Raw genomic sequence first — 17831 nt, forward strand, 5'->3', positions numbered from 1 at the left:
CGGATGTAAAAAAAAGAAGCCCTAATTAAAGCGGCTCCCCTACAAACATCATTTGGTAGTAAATGGGGTAATAATTCAAACCACAACTTAGACCTTTTATTAAAGATACCATTTATTTTTTTCAATAAGATATTGAACGTATGAAAAATCATCTTGGTCATCTATGTCTATAGAATTTATTTTAGACATTACATAAGCTAATGTATCTTCGGTTATAAATGATTTTTCACTCAAAAATTCTTTTACCTTAGCAACATACACAGCTCCATTTAAAGAGTAAACCATTGGCACATCCTGCCTTCTACTCTCTAATTTGTCTTGCCGTATTATTTGACTCATTCTTCCTTCACCATTTACTTTATACATCCAATAAGGGCTTTTTTCAGCTGTAGTTACCGTTACACATGAATATGAATTACTTTCATAACATTTTCTTATACATCCATCGATGTCTTCTATACTTCTTAACGGGGACGTAGGTTGGAGTAATACCACATAATCATAACCTGGAAGATGTTGTAATGCATGTACTACAGGTTCGCTACCCGGAGTATTGTCTTCTGCTAATTCATTGGGTCTTTTAAATGGTACATCACACCCCCATTTTTTTGCTATTGAAATAATCTCTTCATCCTCAGAAGACAAAATCAGTTTATCAATGTATTTTGACTTTTTTGCCTCTTCGATTGTCCATGCTAGTAAAGGTTTACCTCCTAAGTCTTTTATATTTTTTCTAGGGATTCCTTTTGAACCTCCTCTAGCAGGAATTATTCCAAGTATTCTTTTACCACCAATCATGTGAATACCTCAGTAAACTCAAGGTTTGCTTTTTCATAATCTGGTATTTGCCCTATATCTAACCAATATTCGTGGATAGGAAAAACATTTGTAGTATATTTATTCTTATTGAGTACTTCAAATAAAGTTGGCATATCATAAAATTCATCTTTCGGTATTAAGTCGATTACTTCAGGATTTAAGACATAAATTCCTGCATTGACGAAAAACTTATAAGATGGTTTTTCTTCAATTTTATCTATTTGATTCCCTCTTGTTTTTACAACCCCATAAGGGACTTGATATATATATTCACGGACACACATCGTTGCTGCAGCACCCTGTGTTTCATGGAATTTTAACAATTCATCAAAATTAACTTTAGTAAGAACATCACCATTCATAATGATGATAGGACCTTTTATAGACTCCGGTAATAACGACAAAGCACCAGCAGTTCCCAATCTTTTGTTCTCCTCAATATATTGAATGTTAGTTCCCCATTTTGAACCATCATTAAAATAACCTTTTATTAAATCGGCCCTATAATTAACAGAGATATAAAAATTACTAAAGTTATATGCGACAAAACTTTCTAATGTTGTCTCTAATATTGGCTTAGGGCCAACCCGTAAAAGAGGTTTTGGGATATTATCAGTTAAAGGTTTTAGACGCGTCCCTAATCCCCCTGCCATTAAAACTACAACATTTTCCTTTTTCTCACTTTTTATTAATTCATCTAGAGAAATAATGTTCACTATACGTTTATTCTCATCCACAATGGGTAGATGTTTTATACTTGTATTTTTTATTATCGAATGTATTTTACTTTCCTTATCTGATGATTTTGCAAATCGAGGATTAGGATTCATAACTAAATTAATTGGCTTGTCCAAAGGTATATTCTTAAGTATCGCCCTTCGAATATCTCCGTCAGTAACCGTACCTAAAAGTTGATACTCCTCACTAGCGACTATAGCTATTTGCATACCCATTTGATCAATAAGTTTAATTGTATCCATTATACTTGTAGAAGGTTTAACTACTATACTACCCCAATTGTTCATGATTTTACCTCCTTCGCTGGAACACCCATTACTTTCGAATTCCTCTTAACATCTTTTAAGACTACTGAACCTGCACCAATACAACTTCCCACATCTATACTAATCCCTTGAATTACAGTCGCTGAAGTACCTACGTGTACGTTATCTTCAACTATAACTCCCCCAGATAACGTTACTCCTGGAGCTATATGGACATGCGAACCAATTATACAATCATGGTCAATTGATGATCTTGTATTAATAATAGTATTTTCACCAACCCTACAACCAGGTTGAATAATTGCTCCTGCCATTACTTGTACGCCCAAATCAAGACTAACACCATTAGCGATAATTGCAGATGGATGAATAAGAGTTGCAAATCGATATCCTAATTTAGTAAATCGAGTATAAATATCTCTACGTACCTTTACAGTTTTAACTGAACCTATTCCATTTATGAGCTCTATTTTATCTTTGGGAAAAGTAAGTATTAAATCATCATCACCTATAATAGGTATATCTAAAACATTAGTTTTACTTGTATCGTTTTCAGTAACACCTATAATATCCCTTCCTTCTAACTTAAGAATGTCTATTAATACTTTGGCATGTCCCCCACCGCCAACTACTATAACAGGTCTTTTCATTGTATAAGGTCGCCTTCTTGATAATCTCTATCAGAAGTTGTGCCTACAATCTCCCAATACCTCATTGGGGAAATGCCATTACCAGGTCTTTTCACTGCTATATTATCCGGAGTAAGAATTTCACCTTTGCTTATATTGGTATTTGCAACAAGGCTTTTTCTTACAACTTCCTTATTTTTCACTTCCGAGGCTGTAGGGAATTTTATTGTATTTCCTAACGAAAGTTCTACTTCACGGATACTCTTTATCATATTGGTTAATTCTTGAGGGTCTAAAGAGGCCTGGTGGTCTGGTCCTGATAATGTTTTATCTATAGTGAAATGTTTTTCAATAATCTTAGCTCCTCTTGCTACAGCCGCAATGGGCACAGCAATCCCTTGAGTATGGTCTGACAAACCAACTGGAAGTCCAAATGATTTACGTAAAGTATCCATTACTCGTAAATTAACCTCATCCACTGGTGCTGGATATTCTGAAGTACAATGTAATATACTAACCTTTTCTTGTATAACTTTTCTTCCTTCTTGTGAAGCATATGCCTGACTAAATAAATCACTAGAGATATTAAGTGATTCTTTTTCGGTGTAACCATATGCTATAACTGCTAATGCAGCTTCGACCTCTGCCAGGGTACTCATTCCAGTAGATAATATTAATGGCTTTTTAGTTTGAGCCATTTTTAGTAGAAGCAATCCATTTGTAATTTCACCAGAAGGAATTTTAAATATTGGTACATCCATTACCGAGTCAAGAAACTCCAAACTATATGTGTCAAAAGGAGTCGACAAAAAATCAATCCCCTTTTCTTTACATTGGTCAGCAATTTCAAAATGCATTCTCTCAGAAAGTTCTAGTTTTTTTAACATTGTATACTGAGATTCCTCTTTGTCAGTAAGAGTTTTTTGATAATCTGCTTTTGTAGCTGATTTTACAACTAATTTATCTGCTTTAAACGTTTGAAATTTAACAGCATCTGCACCAGCTTCAGCAGCAACATCTACCAACTTTTTTGCAAGTTCAATTGAACCGTTGTGATTAACACCAGCCTCAGCAATTATATATGTTCTACTCATAACTTCACCTCGAAAAAGCGTTTCTTAATTAAAGTCGAGAAATTTTGAAGTTCCCCTAGGCTTTTAACTATCTTGACAGAAGTATCTCCTTCTCCAAAAGGGTTAACTATATTAGTACAATCCATTCTAAAGGCTTTCTCAATGGATTTAGAAATAGCTTCCTGGTTCACTTTACAGTCAATAACAGAATTAGGTCTTGTTCTACCTTTTTGTCTATCTCCAATATTTACTGTCGGCTTCTTATAAGAGGGCACTTCATATATTCCACTAGAAGAATTTCCAACAACTACATCAACCATATTAACTGTACTAAAATATCTTTCCTGTCCTAACGAAGTAAATGCCTTAGTATGAGGTCTTGTTTCACAAAAATTATTTATCATTTTTATAATTTCTCGCCCGTCATTATCTGCATTTGGCATAGTGAAAATAATACCTACAGAATCACCTAGTTGATCTAAGCTTGCAAGTACTTCAGTAACCTGTTGTTGCGATGATTGACTACTTAGTGTAACGGGGTGATACGTAACTAAAATGTTTTTTTTCTTAAATCTAAAATTCAAACTTTCTTCCAACTCTTCTTTAGAAAGCAACTTTACTTGTTTGATATAATCTAATCCAGGATTACCAAAATTATATATATAGTTAGGATTTTCCCCTAGCTGTTTAACTCTAGCTTCAGATTGTTTATTTGTAACAAAGTGTAGGTGACTCATCTTCGTAATACTATGCCTGAATGCTTCATCATACGCGCCTTCAGTAGTATCTCCACCTGCAATGTGAGCAATAGGGATCTTTGTAACAAGTGCAGCTTGAGCTGCAGCAAATATTTCAAAGCGGTCTCCTAACAATACAATAACATCAGGCTGTAATCTTCCAAATGCCTCAGCAAAACCAATTACACCCAATCCAATACTTTTTGCGATACCAATAGAAGTGTCGCTTGAAAGAAGTGTTTCTACTTTTTCATCAATATGAAAACCATCTTCTTCAATTATTCGATAGGTTAGGCCAAATTCCGGAGATAAATGCATTCCTGTTGCAACAATTTGCAATTGGAATTCTTCACTAGATTTAATTTCTTGTAATAGACAGTATAACAACCCATAGTCAGCTCTAGTACCAGTAACAACACATACTTTACGTTGATCCATTTAAGCACCTCCTAGAAACTACTTGGAATATTAATAATTCGACTTCCTAATTTTTCAACGACTGATAAATCCATTCGCGGACAGTCTTTATACATTTCCAGCTGATGTAGTGCCTTCCAAACAGGTCTCGCCATAAGACCTGTATTATTCAAATGTGATAATAGGTCATCTCTTTTATTCTCAAATGAAGATTCAAGCAGTATTGTCTGCAACCAATAATTACTCTTTGAAAAACTAGGTTCTACAAAAAGACGAACTTCCTCAATTTTTCGGAAGGCAGCTAGATATTTTTCGGTAATATGACGTCTTTTTTCTAGGAAGATGGGCAACTGTTCTAACTGAGCACAGCCTATTGCTGCATTAATATTAGGTAATCTATAATTATAACCTATTTCATCATGTGTATATTCCCAACTATGAGGTACCTTGGCAGTAGTTGTTATATGCTTTGCATAATCAGCTAACTTATCATCATTTGTTAGAATGGCACCACCACCACCTGTTGTAATGATTTTATTACCATTAAAACTTAAAGCAGCTGCCTTACCAAAGCTTCCAGTATGACGCCCCTTGTAGCGAGTACCCAAAGATTCAGCCGCATCTTCTACCAACTCTATTTTATACAGTTTACAAACTTCTAAGAGTGGGTCCATATTAACAGAATGTCCAAATGTATGCATTGGAACAACAGCTTTAATTCTTCTACCCGTGTTTTTATTTATACAGTGACCATTTTTCAGAAGAGCAATTTCATTTAAGTACTCTGTTAACTTAAATGGGTCTATGCCTAAAGTTTGTTCATCACAATCTACAAAATGAGCGATAGCGTTACAATAAGATACAGCATTTGCCGTTGCAACAAATGTAAGACTTGGAATTAGAACTTCGTCATTTTCTACTACGCCCGCTATTTTTAGTGCTATATGTAAAGCTGCCGTTCCATTAACTACCGCTATAGCTCGCTTAACCCCTGTATACTCAGCAAGATTTTCTTCAAACTGCTCGACATATTTTCCAACTGAGGATACAAATGTTGAATCCAAACAATCTTTAACATAGCTCCATTCTTTTCCTTTAAATGATGGTTCACTTAGTGGAGTGAACTCTTGGTTGGGAATAACACTTCGTATCGCATTTTCAATTTTCTGTTCTAGCGTTATCATATGTTATACCTATCTGCCTTATAGTTTTTTAAATTTTCCTGTATAGAAAACCATGATGCTGTCTCTTTTATCCCACGTATGAAACCTTCTCTTCCACCATATGAAGGCTCCCATCCAATTAATTTTTTAGCCTTCTCATTGGATGCCCACAATCGGTCAACTTCGCTTTTATCCGGTCTAAATCTTTGTTCATCAGAAACAATTTCAATTTCAACGTCCATTGCTTCAGCAATTAATTCGGCTGTTTCAGCAATTGAAATTTCAAAGTTACTTCCAATGTTAATTACTTCGCCAATTGCTCTTTGAGAAGTTGCAACTTTAATAAAACCATTCACGGTATCCTTTACGTAATTAAAATCACGTGTAGGGTGAAGTGATCCTAACTTAATTTGTTTCTTTCCATTTGCTAACTGTGTAATAATTGTTGGAATAACAGCTCGAGCTGATTGTCTTGGACCGTAAGTATTGAAAGGCCGAATAATGGACACTGGCGCATTAAAGGAGTTATAAAAGGAAATCGCCAACTGATCAGCACCTATTTTAGTTGCTGAATATGGTGATTGTCCTTGCAATGGATGTTCCTCTGTAATTGGAACAAATTTAGCAGAACCATATACTTCACTTGTAGATGTATGAACAACCTTCTCAACATTCAATTCGCGACAAGCTTGTAAAACATTTAAAGTCCCTTTAATATTTGTATCAACATATGTATCTGGAGAATGGTATGAATACGGAATAGCTATGAGGGCGGCAAGATGTAAGACTGTATCACAATCTTTTATAGCTTCCTTTACACCATAAGGATCTCGGATATCTCCTGAAAATACATCGATTTGAGATTTAATATTCTCTGGAGAATGCTCTAACCAACCCCACGAATTAAAGGAATTATAGTAGACAAAAGCTCTCACATTATACCCTTGCCTAACTAATTCCTCTGTTAAATGGGACCCTATAAAGCCATCTGCTCCTGTTACTAGAACGTTTTTCACTCAAATCACCCTTTTATAAAATTTAAATACTTACTTAGAGGTACCTCTAAGTAAGTTTAATTTATTTCATATATATAATACACAAACGCCGAGCTAACTAAACAATTTGTATACTATTTAATTTCGCTTTTCTCTAAAACGTCGATTACAAACTGGTTCATTCTTTCTATTTCAACATATTGTAATTTCATAAAATCAATATAAACTCTTTGTTGTTCTGTTACTTTTTCATTCTCAATGAATTCATACTTTTTTTCGAATAGGTCGTCTATTAAGAATAATCTAGCTTCGGATATAGGTAAGAGCCATAACTGGAATGCATCTATTTTTTCTAAACTCTTTATTTCTTCTTTTAACTTTCCGTTATAATAACGTAGCTTACGGTCATTTTGTCCAATTTTAAGTACTGTGGACATTTCATTAATTATTTTTAAGGCTTTAGTAAGAGTACCTTTTATCTCTTTAAGTTCCTCTTTTAAATGTAGGAATTTCTCCTTTACTGTACTGTTTTTTAATCGGTGTTTCTCAGGATAAATACTATCTTTTAAATCTGTAACATCACTAGAGCAATATATAGACAATGTTTTTTCAAAACTACAATTGTCTACTCCTTCAATACCTAATCCTGCTTCCGAACAATTTAATATTTTTACAGGACGATCTTTGAAATTACTCGCAATAAACTCATCAAAGCCTAATTTCAAGGCATATAAGCCTTCATTTGTTAAAACATCATTCCCATATATATCTTTTTTTACAATTTCATTTATAGCTATGTGCTCTGTATTAACCGCACCATCAGCATAGAATTTATCAGGAGTGTAACTTAAATCCTGGCCTAATAATATAATTGGGTCACAGCCAAAGTTATAGGCAATATCAACTGTAGCCATGGAAACAGTCCCACCACCTTTAATGGAACTACTATTAATTTCTAAACATTCTTCTAGAAAAACATATTCCTGTTGAACTGCTAATCTAGAGTAATACTTTTGACCTGTATAATCTTCCATAGACTTGTGATTTAAAGATGGCATATATATAAGATTTGTGTCTTTATTTTCCAATTTCGAAAAATACTTAGCTTCCATTTCACTAGGGTCTAAAGCAACTTTAAAATGATGTTTAATTCCATGTTTATCTAGAATATTCATCGCAGAACCAACGGCAAAAATTAATGCCTTGCCATCTAATTCCTTTAATAAGTGCAGTTGATTATTTAGTGAAGGACCTGCACCAACAATTACTGCCGGAACACCATTATATTGTTCAAACAGATTATCTATTATAATGCTTTCTTCAAGATGATTTATATAGTTTAACAGTCCATTTTCAATATATGATTTACCAAACTTAATTAGTGTGTTCATACTTATAACATTACTTGAATAATATCTAACCATTTTTTCTAAAAATTCTATATATTCATTTTTATAGTATTTTTTATAAAAACTAAAGGTTTCAACTTTAATTTTATCATTAAAAATAGAACCAAAATTAGTAACTAAATCCCTTAATGCTTCGTCTACATCGTTAAAAATTAATAGTTCTATTTTATTGTTTTCCAAAAATAATTCTAAATTGTAGAAATTCATAAAGAGTAATAAATTCTTTAAGTCAGGTTCTACAATTATAATTTTACGAACATGCTGTTGATTAATTAATTCCTGGATATGATACCCCAATCCTAGGCCAAAGAAGATTATATTTTTACTTTCTTTTGTACTTTCTAGCATACATGTTATTTCATCTATCAATATTTTTTCATCATACATATGAATATTTTCATTGTTCTCTGAAATAACAAGATTATTTAATTTACTAAACATCGTTTCTACAGAGTAATGAGACAATTCTATATCCATATTCGTTATTTGGTCATATAAATTTTGATTTACTTCTTGGAGATAATTCAAATTTTGTGTTAGCAAATCCATATTATCTTCTCCTTATAGAACAAAAAGGTCGGATATACCGACCTTTTTGTAAATATGAGTTTATTATCTTAATAATTGTAATACAGCTTGAGGCTGTTGGTTTGCTTGAGCTAACATCGCTTGAGAAGCTTGGTTAAGGATGTTTGAACGAGTAAACTCCATCATTTCCTTAGCCATGTCAACGTCACGGATACGAGACTCAGCAGCTTGTAAATTCTCAGAAGAGTTATCTAAGTTTTTGATTGTGTGCTCTAAACGGTTTTGGTAAGCACCAAGTTTAGAACGTGAAGCTGATACTGACATAATTGCACTATTCACTTTAGCAATTGCAGTACTTGCACCTGTACGTGTAGATACTGTTTGAGCACTTACACTAACTGCACTTTCACCTAATGCACCAGATGTTTGTTGTTTTAATTGAAGTGTGATCGTTTGGCCAGCATTTGCACCAATTTGAAGAGCTACACTGTTGTCAGCTTTCAAAACATCTTTTTGGTTAAACTGAGTGTTGTTACCAATTCTATCTAATTCTGATGTTAATTGTTTGAACTCATCGTTAAGTGCAGAACGGTCAACATCTACATTAGTGTCATTTCCAGATTGTACAGCAATTTCACGCATACGTTGAAGAATTGCATGTGTTTCATTTAATGCACCTTCAGCAGTTTGGATTAATGAAATACCATCTTGTGAGTTACGAGAAGCTTGGTCTAACCCACGAATTTGTCCACGCATTTTTTCAGAGATTGAAAGACCAGCAGCGTCATCCCCAGCACGGTTGATACGTAGACCTGATGATAATTTCTCCATTGCTTTGCCAGTAGAGTTAACATTCATACCCATTTGACGGTGTGAATTCATTGCAGATAAGTTATTGTTGATAATCATTATAATTTCCTCCTTGAATGTGTGTTCCGCCCACTTCCTTGTGGTTGGATAATATTTTTTGTTTGTAAGAGAATCAGAGCTAAGCGGCCGTTCTCAACTTTGTTTCCCTTACATACTTTATATCGGAAACCTTATTCAATTGTTTAGTAGTTTTATAATATTTTTTTATTTTTTTTAAGAAAAAAGAATAAAAAATGCGTGAAGCCTTTAATACCAAGGTTTCACGCATTTGTTTATTCACCTAATAATTTATTTAACGCTTCTAAAGTTACTTTTACAGCTTGATTATTTTCTTGTTGTATGGCTAAATATACTTCTTTGCGATGGATTTCAATGTTTCTTGGGGCGTTAATACCTAATTTTATTTGCTCACCTTCAACAGCTATGACTGTAATCTCAATGTCATCACCTATTCGAATGGCTTCATTTAGTTTTCTTGATAAGACGAGCATCTATTTCCCCTCCTTTACAGCAGCTTCCTCTGTAAATAAAAGGTGTCTTGTCTCATACGAGCTATCAACCAAAACAATTTGCTTTCCCTTATTCTGTTTCGTATTAATAATAATTGGGCCTTGTAAGTTAGCTGTAGTCTGTTTGAAGGGGTCTTTCACTGTGAGTAATACATATGAGCTAACATCCATTTCATTTTCTATTTCCAACTGTTCTATCACCGAGTCTGGAACCTTAACTTGATAATCTGAAAAGAAGTCAAATGGATTTGCGATAATAAAGCCTACCTCTGCATTGTTTATTGACTGAAGCGTTAAGAATGGCGTGTCTTGTCCAAAACGAATAATCACAAACTCCTTTTCCTCTTCAAACGCTGGTAATCCTTTATCAAACGTAATAATCTCTTCTTTAATAATTTCCACTTCACCTAAGAACTTTGTGTTTATCTTCATTCTCTTCACCACTTTATAATTATTTTATAAGAAAAACGGAGAATCCGTCTTTTATTAATTGCGATGTAGCCACTGCCCTCTTTTTGATAAGTACTTTACTAAGTGTACTTCATAGTAAAGTACTTGCAGTGTGCGAAGCCATCGCCCTTCCTGTGTTACCTTTAAAGCTTTTTTAACTTTTTAACTCCCAAGTAAATTCATTTTTCTCATTGTACCAAAAAAGACCACCTATTCCTAATCGGTGATCTTTTCTATAGTCCCTTATTTACATTAAGCCCAACAGGCCTGATGTGTAGCGATTCCTTCTGACGAACATAAATATCCGTTTGCCACTTCGGAACATGGATAATAGGTTCATTTTTCTTTACAGATATATCAAACCGACTTTCTCTTGCACGTATTTGAAGGTCAGGTTTTGAGAATTTAATTTTGGTCTTCTCTGTTCCACTTGGTACCTGGGCATACTTAAAATCATACTCAGGTAGGCGACCTTTATTCTTGGCTAGTCGTTGAATTTGACCTCCACCGTTTTCAATCCTCATTAGCTGGTCGCCTTCTTGTGCTGTTTCAGCTATGTATTGATTAACACGCTGGACCGATTCTCTTGTATACTTCGTCGCTTTGCGCAATGGACTTATTAAACCAGCATCGGCAAAAGCTTCGGTTTGGTCAATAAATAATTGTGAAGCTTTGCTGCTAATTTCTATTTTTGCGCCGTGGTCATTGTTAATCCTCATGTCAGCTTGGCGTTGTGAAATAGAAAGAGGAGGCTGATGGGATCGCATGCCGATTTGAGCCTTCGTTGAAGACATTTCTAAATAAGGCATATCCATTTCAGTTCCTCCTCTCATTTATTTTATCGTAAGAAATCTAATAACGATGGTTGCATCAATCGTGCACCTGAAGCTAATGCCGCTCGGTGTACACTTTCCTGCGCAATTAAATCCATAATTAAACGTTCTGCATCGGCATCTTCGTTTTCAGACATAGATTTTTTTGCAATGATTTCTTGTTCCATAATTCGTATTTCAATCATTTCGACACGGTTCATACGTGCTCCAAGTTCTGCTCTTTCATTAACTACGTTGTTGGCATGAACATCGATTCTGTCAAGGAACTTCTCGATTTCACGTCCGGTTGAACTAGGGTTAGTTAACACATCAATTACTTTCTTTAAATCAGCAAACATTTCTGCTGAAAACACATTTTGTGGATTCGTATTGACCGGCATAAAAATACCCTTCATTACCTCTATCTTAACATTTTCTTCGTTTGTAGATAGTGCCTTTTTATCAGAAAGAATCAAATCTTTCGTTGCCACTTCTGTTGGTTCCCCATCACCAATTTGGTGAGTTACTTCTGGTCCATTTTCTCCAGGAGCTACAACGATTCTTTCATTTCCATTCACAAATGCATTTTCTTCTGCATTAAACTTAAACTGTTTGTTATTGAATTGAATGACAAAATTCTCTTGGTTATCGAATTGAAAGTCATTCATGTTTATATTAATGTCTTTAATATTGACAGGTGGATTTGTTGTGTTTGTACCGTTAAAAATAAATTTTCCATTTACTTTTGTATTTGCTAACGATTCAATATGCTCAGCAATCTGTTGGATTTCTTTAGCCATATTTGAACGCTGTGAGCTTTCGTACGTGTCGTTGGAAGCTTGTACAACAAGTTCACGAATTCGATGAATCGCTTGTGTTGTTTTATCTAATGCCGAATCCGAGTTATCCATCCATGAATAAACTTCGCTTAAGTTTCTTTTAAACTGCTCTACTTCTGTTACTTCCGATCGAAAACGCATCCCTTTCATCGCGACAACAGGGTCTTGAGAGGCTCTCGATATTTTTTTCTGTGTTGCTAATTGCTCTTGCAAACGACCAAGTCTATCATAGCCTTGGCTAATGTGTCGCAACGTATTATTCGCTAGCATTGATTGCGTAACTCGCATCTAGTTTCACCTCTCCTGTTATCTTCCTACAACGCCCATACCGTTAATGATACGGTCAAGCATTTCATCAATCATCGTGATATTACGTGCAGCTGCATTATACGCATGCTGGAATTGAATCATGTTCGTTAGTTCTTCATCTAAAGAGACACTACTTACAGCATCTTTGTTTCGTTGAATGTTGTGTAACAACACATCTGAGTTGTTTTTACGTCTGGCTGCTTCAGATGTATCTACTGCCATATCCCCAATGACACTTCGGTAAAAGCTTTGTACGCTTCCATTACTTCCGTTAAACGTAAAACGAACATCTTTCATGTTTGCTAGTTTCAAAGCGTTGCTTCCGTCCCCAGCAAACGCTTCTCCTCTAACACCATTTGCTCCCGCTGCTCCTGAAGCTGCAAGGTTATCTAGTGAATTCCTTACATCATTAGATACAGCAATTCGAGAAGCAAAGCCGATTTTATCAGCTTCTGAGAATGATAGAATACCAGTTGCGTTGTGACCTGCATTTCCTAAGTCACGGAAAAAAGATACTCCCGTTCCTTCTGGTTTTCCATTGTTTATTTCATTTAAACTCCATCCTGATTCATGGATTTCGTTGAACTGTGTTGCAAAAACAAATGCCATTTCATCTAAATCACTCAACATTTTAGGGTACAAACCTTTTCCAGCTGGATTCCCTAACGCATCTACTTCGCCTGTTGTATAGCCAAATACTTCGATTAACCCTTTCAGCTTTCCATTGGCATTGAACGCCTCAGTTGTATCACCAAACAATCCAGTTACCTCAGCTACTCTGCTATCATCACCAATTTGACCAAAACCAATGTTTTGAACCAAATTGTTTTCAGAAAATGAAACCTTAATTCCTAATAGATTGTCTGGGTTGGAACCATCTACTAGTGGAGGACCAAATGTATTTCCAGTACTATCAACGAAATGTATCGTCAGTCTACCTTCAGCTATCGGGCTAGGTTTTCCGCCACTTACAACACGCTCTGTTTTGATATTCACTAGCTCAGCTAAGCGGTCTACGATACGGTCTCTTTCATCATATAAATCATTTGTTACATAGCCATGAGGTTCTGTTTCCCCAATTTGTTTATTCAAGCTATTGATTTGTTGTAGTAAAGAGTTGACTTCCTTCTCTACTGTATCAATTTCGTCTCCGATGTCACGACGTAATGCTGACAAAGAGTCATGTGCATAACGGAATGTATCAGCAACTGCCTCTCCACGTTGACGAACTACCGCTCTGGCCCCTGCATCTTCAGGTTGAGCAGCTAAATCTTGAAGTGATTGCCAGAAACGGTCAATCGTATTTGCTAACCCTTGCTCAGATGGCTCATTCATAATGTCTTCCATCTTCACTAATCCTTCATGACGTGCTGTCCAATATCCAAATTTGGATAATTCATTTCTAAACTGAACATCTAAAAATTGTTCACGAACACGTTGAACTGAACCTGCCGCCACTCCTGTTCCAACTTGTCCAGGAATTTGTGGGCGATTCATCGCAGCTGCCGGAAACGGCTCTGTTTGAACAAAATTAACACGTTGTCTTGTATATCCTGGTGTATTTGCATTTGCTATATTATGTCCTGTAGTATGAAGCGCAAATTGCGCTGTTGACATCGCACGACGTGCTGTTTCAAGCCCCATAAAAGTCGACATGGTGGTTCCTCCGTTTCTTTATCTCCCAAACATCTTTTTATTTATGCTTTCGAATCAAACATCGAACGTCCATGCTCTTCTGCATATCCCGAACGAGTTGGTTTTTTATAGTTCACTTCTTCGTCCTGTTGTGGAGCGAGTAAATCAAGGGAAAGGTTCACAAACCGCAACGAATCTTGAAGCAATTGCTGGTTCATTTCATTGACTTCTTTCAATCCCTTTATTTCTGCTAATAAGGCTCTTTGCAACTTTTCTAACACATTTTTTTCCTCTGGGGAAACATGTTGTAATAGTTGCTCCATCGTTACACCTTCTGTCGCCAGTCCCTTTCTTTGTAAAAACTGTCCAACAACAAAGAGTCTGTCTTCTTCAAGCTTTTTCAGCTTGTGAACATGGACAAGTTCCGTTTTCATGAGTAGGTCAAGAGCTGACATGTCTCCTTTTTTAATAATGTCTGTCTTATTTTCACCTAGTTCTCGAAACGTCTTATGGACAGTTATTAAATCGACTAACACTTCAGTAATATTTTTAACAGACATGCCAACACCCCCTCATTCTTTCATTAATTCCAGAAATCATAAAACTTAGAAGCGACTGCTTTTGCGTCAACATGATATTGACCGGTTTTAATTTGGTCTTTTAAAGAATTGATTTTTTCTTCTCGCTCCGTTTCAATTCTTGATCCTTTTTGCATTTGAATCGCTTCTTTTGAAATTTCAATTTTATCCTGTCTTCTCGTAGACTGAACATTTTCTAGCTTTTCTACTTGTTTACGATAAGGATTGTTTTGCACTGAATTAGATGGGTTAATTTTCATCGTTTTCACCTCTCTACCTTTCATATATCGGTTTCATTGTGCAGGTTGTTTACCTTTTTTTAAAATCGGTCATTTAATGTTTCATATGTTTGCTTGCGTAAGTTCTCAACTTGCTTGTTTCGTTCCTGAATTTCTTTTTCAGTTTGCTCTAGTGATATGTCACGAGCAATGTTCGTCTTACATCTATTACAAATACGCCCTTCACTAATCATTGTTCCACAACTGTCACATGGATACGCTAAATTCGGGAAATTATTTACTTTTATCCGTCCTTCACGTATAAATCGATATATGAGTTCTTCTTTTACTCCTGTGCCAAACGTAACTTCAGGAACGGTGGCCATTCTATTTTCTTTTTTACGAATAAAGGTGTACACACTTTGATACTTCTCTTCAACTTCTTTATGACATTTATTGCATACCGACCGCAGAGCTTTCACAAAAATTTCTCCACAACTTGGGCAATTATCTAAATTTCCATTCATTTTTTTCGTTCCTCCTGAATATGGTTTACCCACGTGCTATTGTTATTGAACAAACCGTTCGAGCCCCGTGGTCACGAAGTATCTTAGCTGCTTGTCGTACGGTTGATCCTGTTGTATAAATATCATCTACAATTGTAATATCGGCATCTTTCACAAGTTTTTCAATGGTTTTATCTAGTGAAAAATGCCCATTTTCTAGCAATAACCTTTCTTTTTTTGATTTTTTACTTTGTTTTTGTTCATTCGTATTTCGAATCAACAGTGCTGTACAATTTGGAAGATGACTAGCAATAAGATGTGATTGATTAAACCCTCTCTCATACTCCCGCTCTTTACTAAGTGGAATATAAGTGACAATAGTTTTTTTATGATACGTGTTGTACAGTTTTTGGATACCAGGAATAAAGAGCTTCGCCAGTTCTGCATCTCCCCGAAATTTATACTTTGCAATGACATCTTTTAAAAAAGAATTATACAAAAAGAGGGAATGATTACTTTTTAAAACATGGCTCCATTTCTCGCTTTCACCCCAAGCAACACAGTCCAAACAATATCCGTCCCGTTGGAATTTTTCACTTATCTGTTCTAATGGTCTTCCGCAAACACCGCACAGAGAACCATTGATACCTTTTAGTTTTTGAACACATGTTGTACATAGAAGTTCTTCTCGCTGAAATGTCAGTACAGAAGCCCAACTAACTTTTTGTAAAAACGGCCGGTCACAATATAAACAGTAGTTCACTCTTTTTCCTCCGTTTTGTTCATTTTTATGATGTGTTTTTTTGCAGCCACCATCGCATTAGTCTTGCCATAATGAAAAAAGCGAACATCCCCTGTTGGGTAAGAACTGCTTCGCCCCACTCTACCTGCTATCTGAACGAGTGCCGATTCTGTAAAAACGTCATCTTCCGCCCCGAGTACACAAACGTCTATATTAGGAACAGTAACGCCTCGCTCAAGAATCGTCGTTGTAACAAGCAATTGAATCTTTCCTTTTCTAAAACGCTCCACCTTTTGATGTCTATCCTTGTCCTCTGCCGATACAGATTCTGTGTCATATCCTAGCTTTTTAAACAGAGCGACAACCTGTTCTCCAGATTCAATGGTTGGAACAAAAAGAAAAGCTTGTTTTTTTTGTTTTTTTCGCTGTAAGCACCAAGAATGTACCGAGGTAGGGATTTGACCTTTTCCAATTTGTTTTTTCCAATTGCCACACCACTGAAATCGCGGAACGGGAAGTGGGTGGCCGTGATAACGTCTTGCAATTGTGAGAGCCTGAAGTTCATTGCGCTTAACCTGTTGTTGGAGTTGTTTAGAAGGGGTGGCGGTAAGATAAACGGTCGAGCAGTTCTTTTTCTGTGCTTTTTGAACAGCAAATGCAAGGCTTTTATCAAAAGAGTATGGGAAAGCATCGACCTCATCGATGATAATCACATCGAAGGCATTATAAAATCGGAGAAGCTGATGAGTTGTCGTAATGACAAGTTGACCTGTCTTCATTCTGTCAGGACTGCCACCGTATAGTGAGATGATTTGAGTTTCTGGAAACACTTGTTGTAAACGAGGGGTGAGTTCACGGATAACATCTGTTCGTGGTGCGGCCAGGGCAACTTGTTTCCCTATTCGGAGAGCTTCAGCAATTCCAGAGAAAAGCACTTCTGTTTTCCCAGCGCCACACACAGCCCACACTAGGATATCTTGTTGCGTCGCTATCGCTTGCTTTACATTGTCAGAAGCTTTTTGTTGCCTTTCAGATAACTCTCCCGTCCAAGTTAGTACAGCTTCTCTCTTCGGCCTATTGAGTTGGGGACCTACCCAGGAGAATAGTGGTGAACACTCTGACATCCTTCCTAACATAAGACATTTACGGCAGTATGAGCAGTTCCTATGACATCGAGAACAAAAGAACGTTGCAAATAAACGCGGGGTATCATTACCACAACGTGTACAAACCAGTTTGAATTTTTGAGTGGTCACACCCGGTTGAAGCGCAACATATCCGTGTTGAAAATGTAAGTAGAGTTCTTGAAATGAAAATGGAATTTCGTCTATTAACAGACATTTCCCTGATAGGAAGCTTTGAAGTTCTTTACTAAAACGAAAAGAATGTTGTAACGCTGGGGTGGTTATTGAAGGAATCTGGCTAATTGAAACACTTTCATCTGGAAAAGGCGCGGATATAACTGGTGAAAGTTGGTGAGTGGAGGAATCAATCATAAACCTCACGTACAGAGCTCCTTTCTTACAGCAATTTCTGCCTACTTGGTTACCATACGAACTATGAATTATTGTTCGGACACAGAATCCGCT

Annotated in this window: 19 protein-coding genes; all 19 read right to left on the reverse strand. The window is 36.0% G+C overall.

The features are described 5' to 3' along the window. Positions 1–99: 99 nt before the first annotated feature. Entirely contained in the window at positions 100–798 is a 699-nt protein-coding gene (locus tag BK585_RS20450) for an acylneuraminate cytidylyltransferase family protein (protein ID WP_078555812.1), read from the reverse strand. Further along, on the reverse strand, positions 795–1844 hold the full coding sequence (locus BK585_RS20455) for a nucleotidyltransferase family protein (protein ID WP_078555814.1): 1050 nt from the start codon (positions 1842–1844) through the stop codon (positions 795–797). Before BK585_RS20455 ends, BK585_RS20450 begins: the two co-directional genes overlap by 4 nt. Then, the gene (locus BK585_RS20460) at positions 1841–2473 is read right to left on the reverse strand and encodes an acetyltransferase (RefSeq protein WP_078555816.1); all 633 of its coding nucleotides are present in this window, start codon (positions 2471–2473) and stop codon (positions 1841–1843) included. Before BK585_RS20460 ends, BK585_RS20455 begins: the two co-directional genes overlap by 4 nt. Beyond that, positions 2470–3546, reverse strand: a complete 1077-nt coding sequence (gene neuB / locus BK585_RS20465) for an N-acetylneuraminate synthase (protein WP_078555818.1) — start codon at positions 3544–3546, stop codon at positions 2470–2472. The genes BK585_RS20460 and neuB overlap by 4 nt, the downstream gene beginning before the upstream one ends. Continuing rightward, a complete protein-coding gene (neuC, locus tag BK585_RS20470) occupies positions 3543–4700 on the reverse strand; it encodes a UDP-N-acetylglucosamine 2-epimerase (RefSeq protein ID WP_078555819.1) in 1158 nt (385 codons plus the stop codon). Before neuC ends, neuB begins: the two co-directional genes overlap by 4 nt. Before the next feature lie 11 nt (positions 4701–4711). Continuing rightward, positions 4712–5863 carry a LegC family aminotransferase gene (locus BK585_RS20475; RefSeq protein ID WP_078555821.1) on the reverse strand — a complete coding sequence of 384 codons (1152 nt, stop codon included), beginning with the start codon at positions 5861–5863 and terminating at the stop codon, positions 4712–4714. After that, a complete protein-coding gene (locus BK585_RS20480; RefSeq protein WP_078555822.1) occupies positions 5860–6858 on the reverse strand; it encodes an NAD-dependent 4,6-dehydratase LegB in 999 nt (332 codons plus the stop codon). The genes BK585_RS20475 and BK585_RS20480 overlap by 4 nt, the downstream gene beginning before the upstream one ends. A 113-nt stretch (positions 6859–6971) precedes the next feature. Next, entirely contained in the window at positions 6972–8795 is a 1824-nt protein-coding gene (locus BK585_RS20485) for a motility associated factor glycosyltransferase family protein (protein ID WP_078555823.1), read from the reverse strand. A gap of 63 nt (positions 8796–8858) precedes the next feature. Further along, positions 8859–9683, reverse strand: coding sequence for a flagellin N-terminal helical domain-containing protein (locus BK585_RS20490; protein WP_078555824.1), 825 nt, complete (start codon positions 9681–9683; stop codon positions 8859–8861). Between the two features lie 233 nt (positions 9684–9916). Further along, a complete protein-coding gene (gene csrA / locus BK585_RS20495) occupies positions 9917–10135 on the reverse strand; it encodes a carbon storage regulator CsrA (RefSeq protein ID WP_078555825.1) in 219 nt (72 codons plus the stop codon). After that, positions 10136–10585, reverse strand: a complete 450-nt coding sequence (gene fliW, locus BK585_RS20500; protein ID WP_078555826.1) for a flagellar assembly protein FliW — start codon at positions 10583–10585, stop codon at positions 10136–10138. 251 nt (positions 10586–10836) lie between these two features. Further along, positions 10837–11418, reverse strand: a complete 582-nt coding sequence (locus BK585_RS20505; protein WP_078555827.1) for a DUF6470 family protein — start codon at positions 11416–11418, stop codon at positions 10837–10839. Positions 11419–11441: 23 nt separating this feature from the next. Further along, positions 11442–12542, reverse strand: a complete 1101-nt coding sequence (gene flgL, locus BK585_RS20510) for a flagellar hook-associated protein FlgL (protein WP_078555828.1) — start codon at positions 12540–12542, stop codon at positions 11442–11444. Positions 12543–12560: 18 nt separating this feature from the next. Further along, complete coding sequence (gene flgK, locus BK585_RS20515) at positions 12561–14219, reverse strand: flagellar hook-associated protein FlgK (RefSeq protein WP_078555829.1); 1659 nt, start codon at positions 14217–14219, stop codon at positions 12561–12563. 41 nt (positions 14220–14260) lie between these two features. Then, positions 14261–14758, reverse strand: coding sequence for a flagellar protein FlgN (locus BK585_RS20520; protein ID WP_078555830.1), 498 nt, complete (start codon positions 14756–14758; stop codon positions 14261–14263). Between the two features lie 23 nt (positions 14759–14781). Continuing rightward, positions 14782–15036, reverse strand: a complete 255-nt coding sequence (gene flgM / locus BK585_RS20525; RefSeq protein ID WP_078555831.1) for a flagellar biosynthesis anti-sigma factor FlgM — start codon at positions 15034–15036, stop codon at positions 14782–14784. 59 nt (positions 15037–15095) lie between these two features. Then, the gene (locus BK585_RS20530) at positions 15096–15521 is read right to left on the reverse strand and encodes a TIGR03826 family flagellar region protein (RefSeq protein ID WP_078555832.1); all 426 of its coding nucleotides are present in this window, start codon (positions 15519–15521) and stop codon (positions 15096–15098) included. A gap of 25 nt (positions 15522–15546) precedes the next feature. Then, a complete protein-coding gene (locus BK585_RS20535; protein WP_078555833.1) occupies positions 15547–16263 on the reverse strand; it encodes a ComF family protein in 717 nt (238 codons plus the stop codon). Next, a complete protein-coding gene (locus BK585_RS20540; RefSeq protein WP_078556963.1) occupies positions 16260–17738 on the reverse strand; it encodes an ATP-dependent helicase ComFA in 1479 nt (492 codons plus the stop codon). Before BK585_RS20540 ends, BK585_RS20535 begins: the two co-directional genes overlap by 4 nt. Between the last annotated feature and the right edge of the window lie 93 nt (positions 17739–17831).

The organism is Bacillus alkalicellulosilyticus (genome assembly GCF_002019795.1).
GTDB classification, from domain to species: domain Bacteria; phylum Bacillota; class Bacilli; order Bacillales; family Bacillaceae_F; genus Bacillus_AO; species Bacillus_AO alkalicellulosilyticum.

Coding starts and splice junctions, on each gene's coding strand:
- BK585_RS20450 (WP_078555812.1), bottom strand. CDS start 798: ATGATTGGTGGTAAAAGAATACTTGGAATAATTCCTGCTAGAGGAGGT.
- BK585_RS20455 (WP_078555814.1), bottom strand. CDS start 1,844: ATGAACAATTGGGGTAGTATAGTAGTTAAACCTTCTACAAGTATAATG.
- BK585_RS20460 (WP_078555816.1), bottom strand. CDS start 2,473: ATGAAAAGACCTGTTATAGTAGTTGGCGGTGGGGGACATGCCAAAGTA.
- neuB (WP_078555818.1), bottom strand. CDS start 3,546: ATGAGTAGAACATATATAATTGCTGAGGCTGGTGTTAATCACAACGGT.
- neuC (WP_078555819.1), bottom strand. CDS start 4,700: ATGGATCAACGTAAAGTATGTGTTGTTACTGGTACTAGAGCTGACTAT.
- BK585_RS20475 (WP_078555821.1), bottom strand. CDS start 5,863: ATGATAACGCTAGAACAGAAAATTGAAAATGCGATACGAAGTGTTATT.
- BK585_RS20485 (WP_078555823.1), bottom strand. CDS start 8,795: ATGGATTTGCTAACACAAAATTTGAATTATCTCCAAGAAGTAAATCAA.
- BK585_RS20490 (WP_078555824.1), bottom strand. CDS start 9,683: ATGATTATCAACAATAACTTATCTGCAATGAATTCACACCGTCAAATG.
- csrA (WP_078555825.1), bottom strand. CDS start 10,135: ATGCTCGTCTTATCAAGAAAACTAAATGAAGCCATTCGAATAGGTGAT.
- fliW (WP_078555826.1), bottom strand. CDS start 10,585: ATGAAGATAAACACAAAGTTCTTAGGTGAAGTGGAAATTATTAAAGAA.
- BK585_RS20505 (WP_078555827.1), bottom strand. CDS start 11,418: ATGGATATGCCTTATTTAGAAATGTCTTCAACGAAGGCTCAAATCGGC.
- flgL (WP_078555828.1), bottom strand. CDS start 12,542: ATGCGAGTTACGCAATCAATGCTAGCGAATAATACGTTGCGACACATT.
- flgK (WP_078555829.1), bottom strand. CDS start 14,219: ATGTCGACTTTTATGGGGCTTGAAACAGCACGTCGTGCGATGTCAACA.
- BK585_RS20520 (WP_078555830.1), bottom strand. CDS start 14,758: ATGTCTGTTAAAAATATTACTGAAGTGTTAGTCGATTTAATAACTGTC.
- flgM (WP_078555831.1), bottom strand. CDS start 15,036: ATGAAAATTAACCCATCTAATTCAGTGCAAAACAATCCTTATCGTAAA.
- BK585_RS20530 (WP_078555832.1), bottom strand. CDS start 15,521: ATGAATGGAAATTTAGATAATTGCCCAAGTTGTGGAGAAATTTTTGTG.
- BK585_RS20540 (WP_078556963.1), bottom strand. CDS start 17,738: ATGATTGATTCCTCCACTCACCAACTTTCACCAGTTATATCCGCGCCT.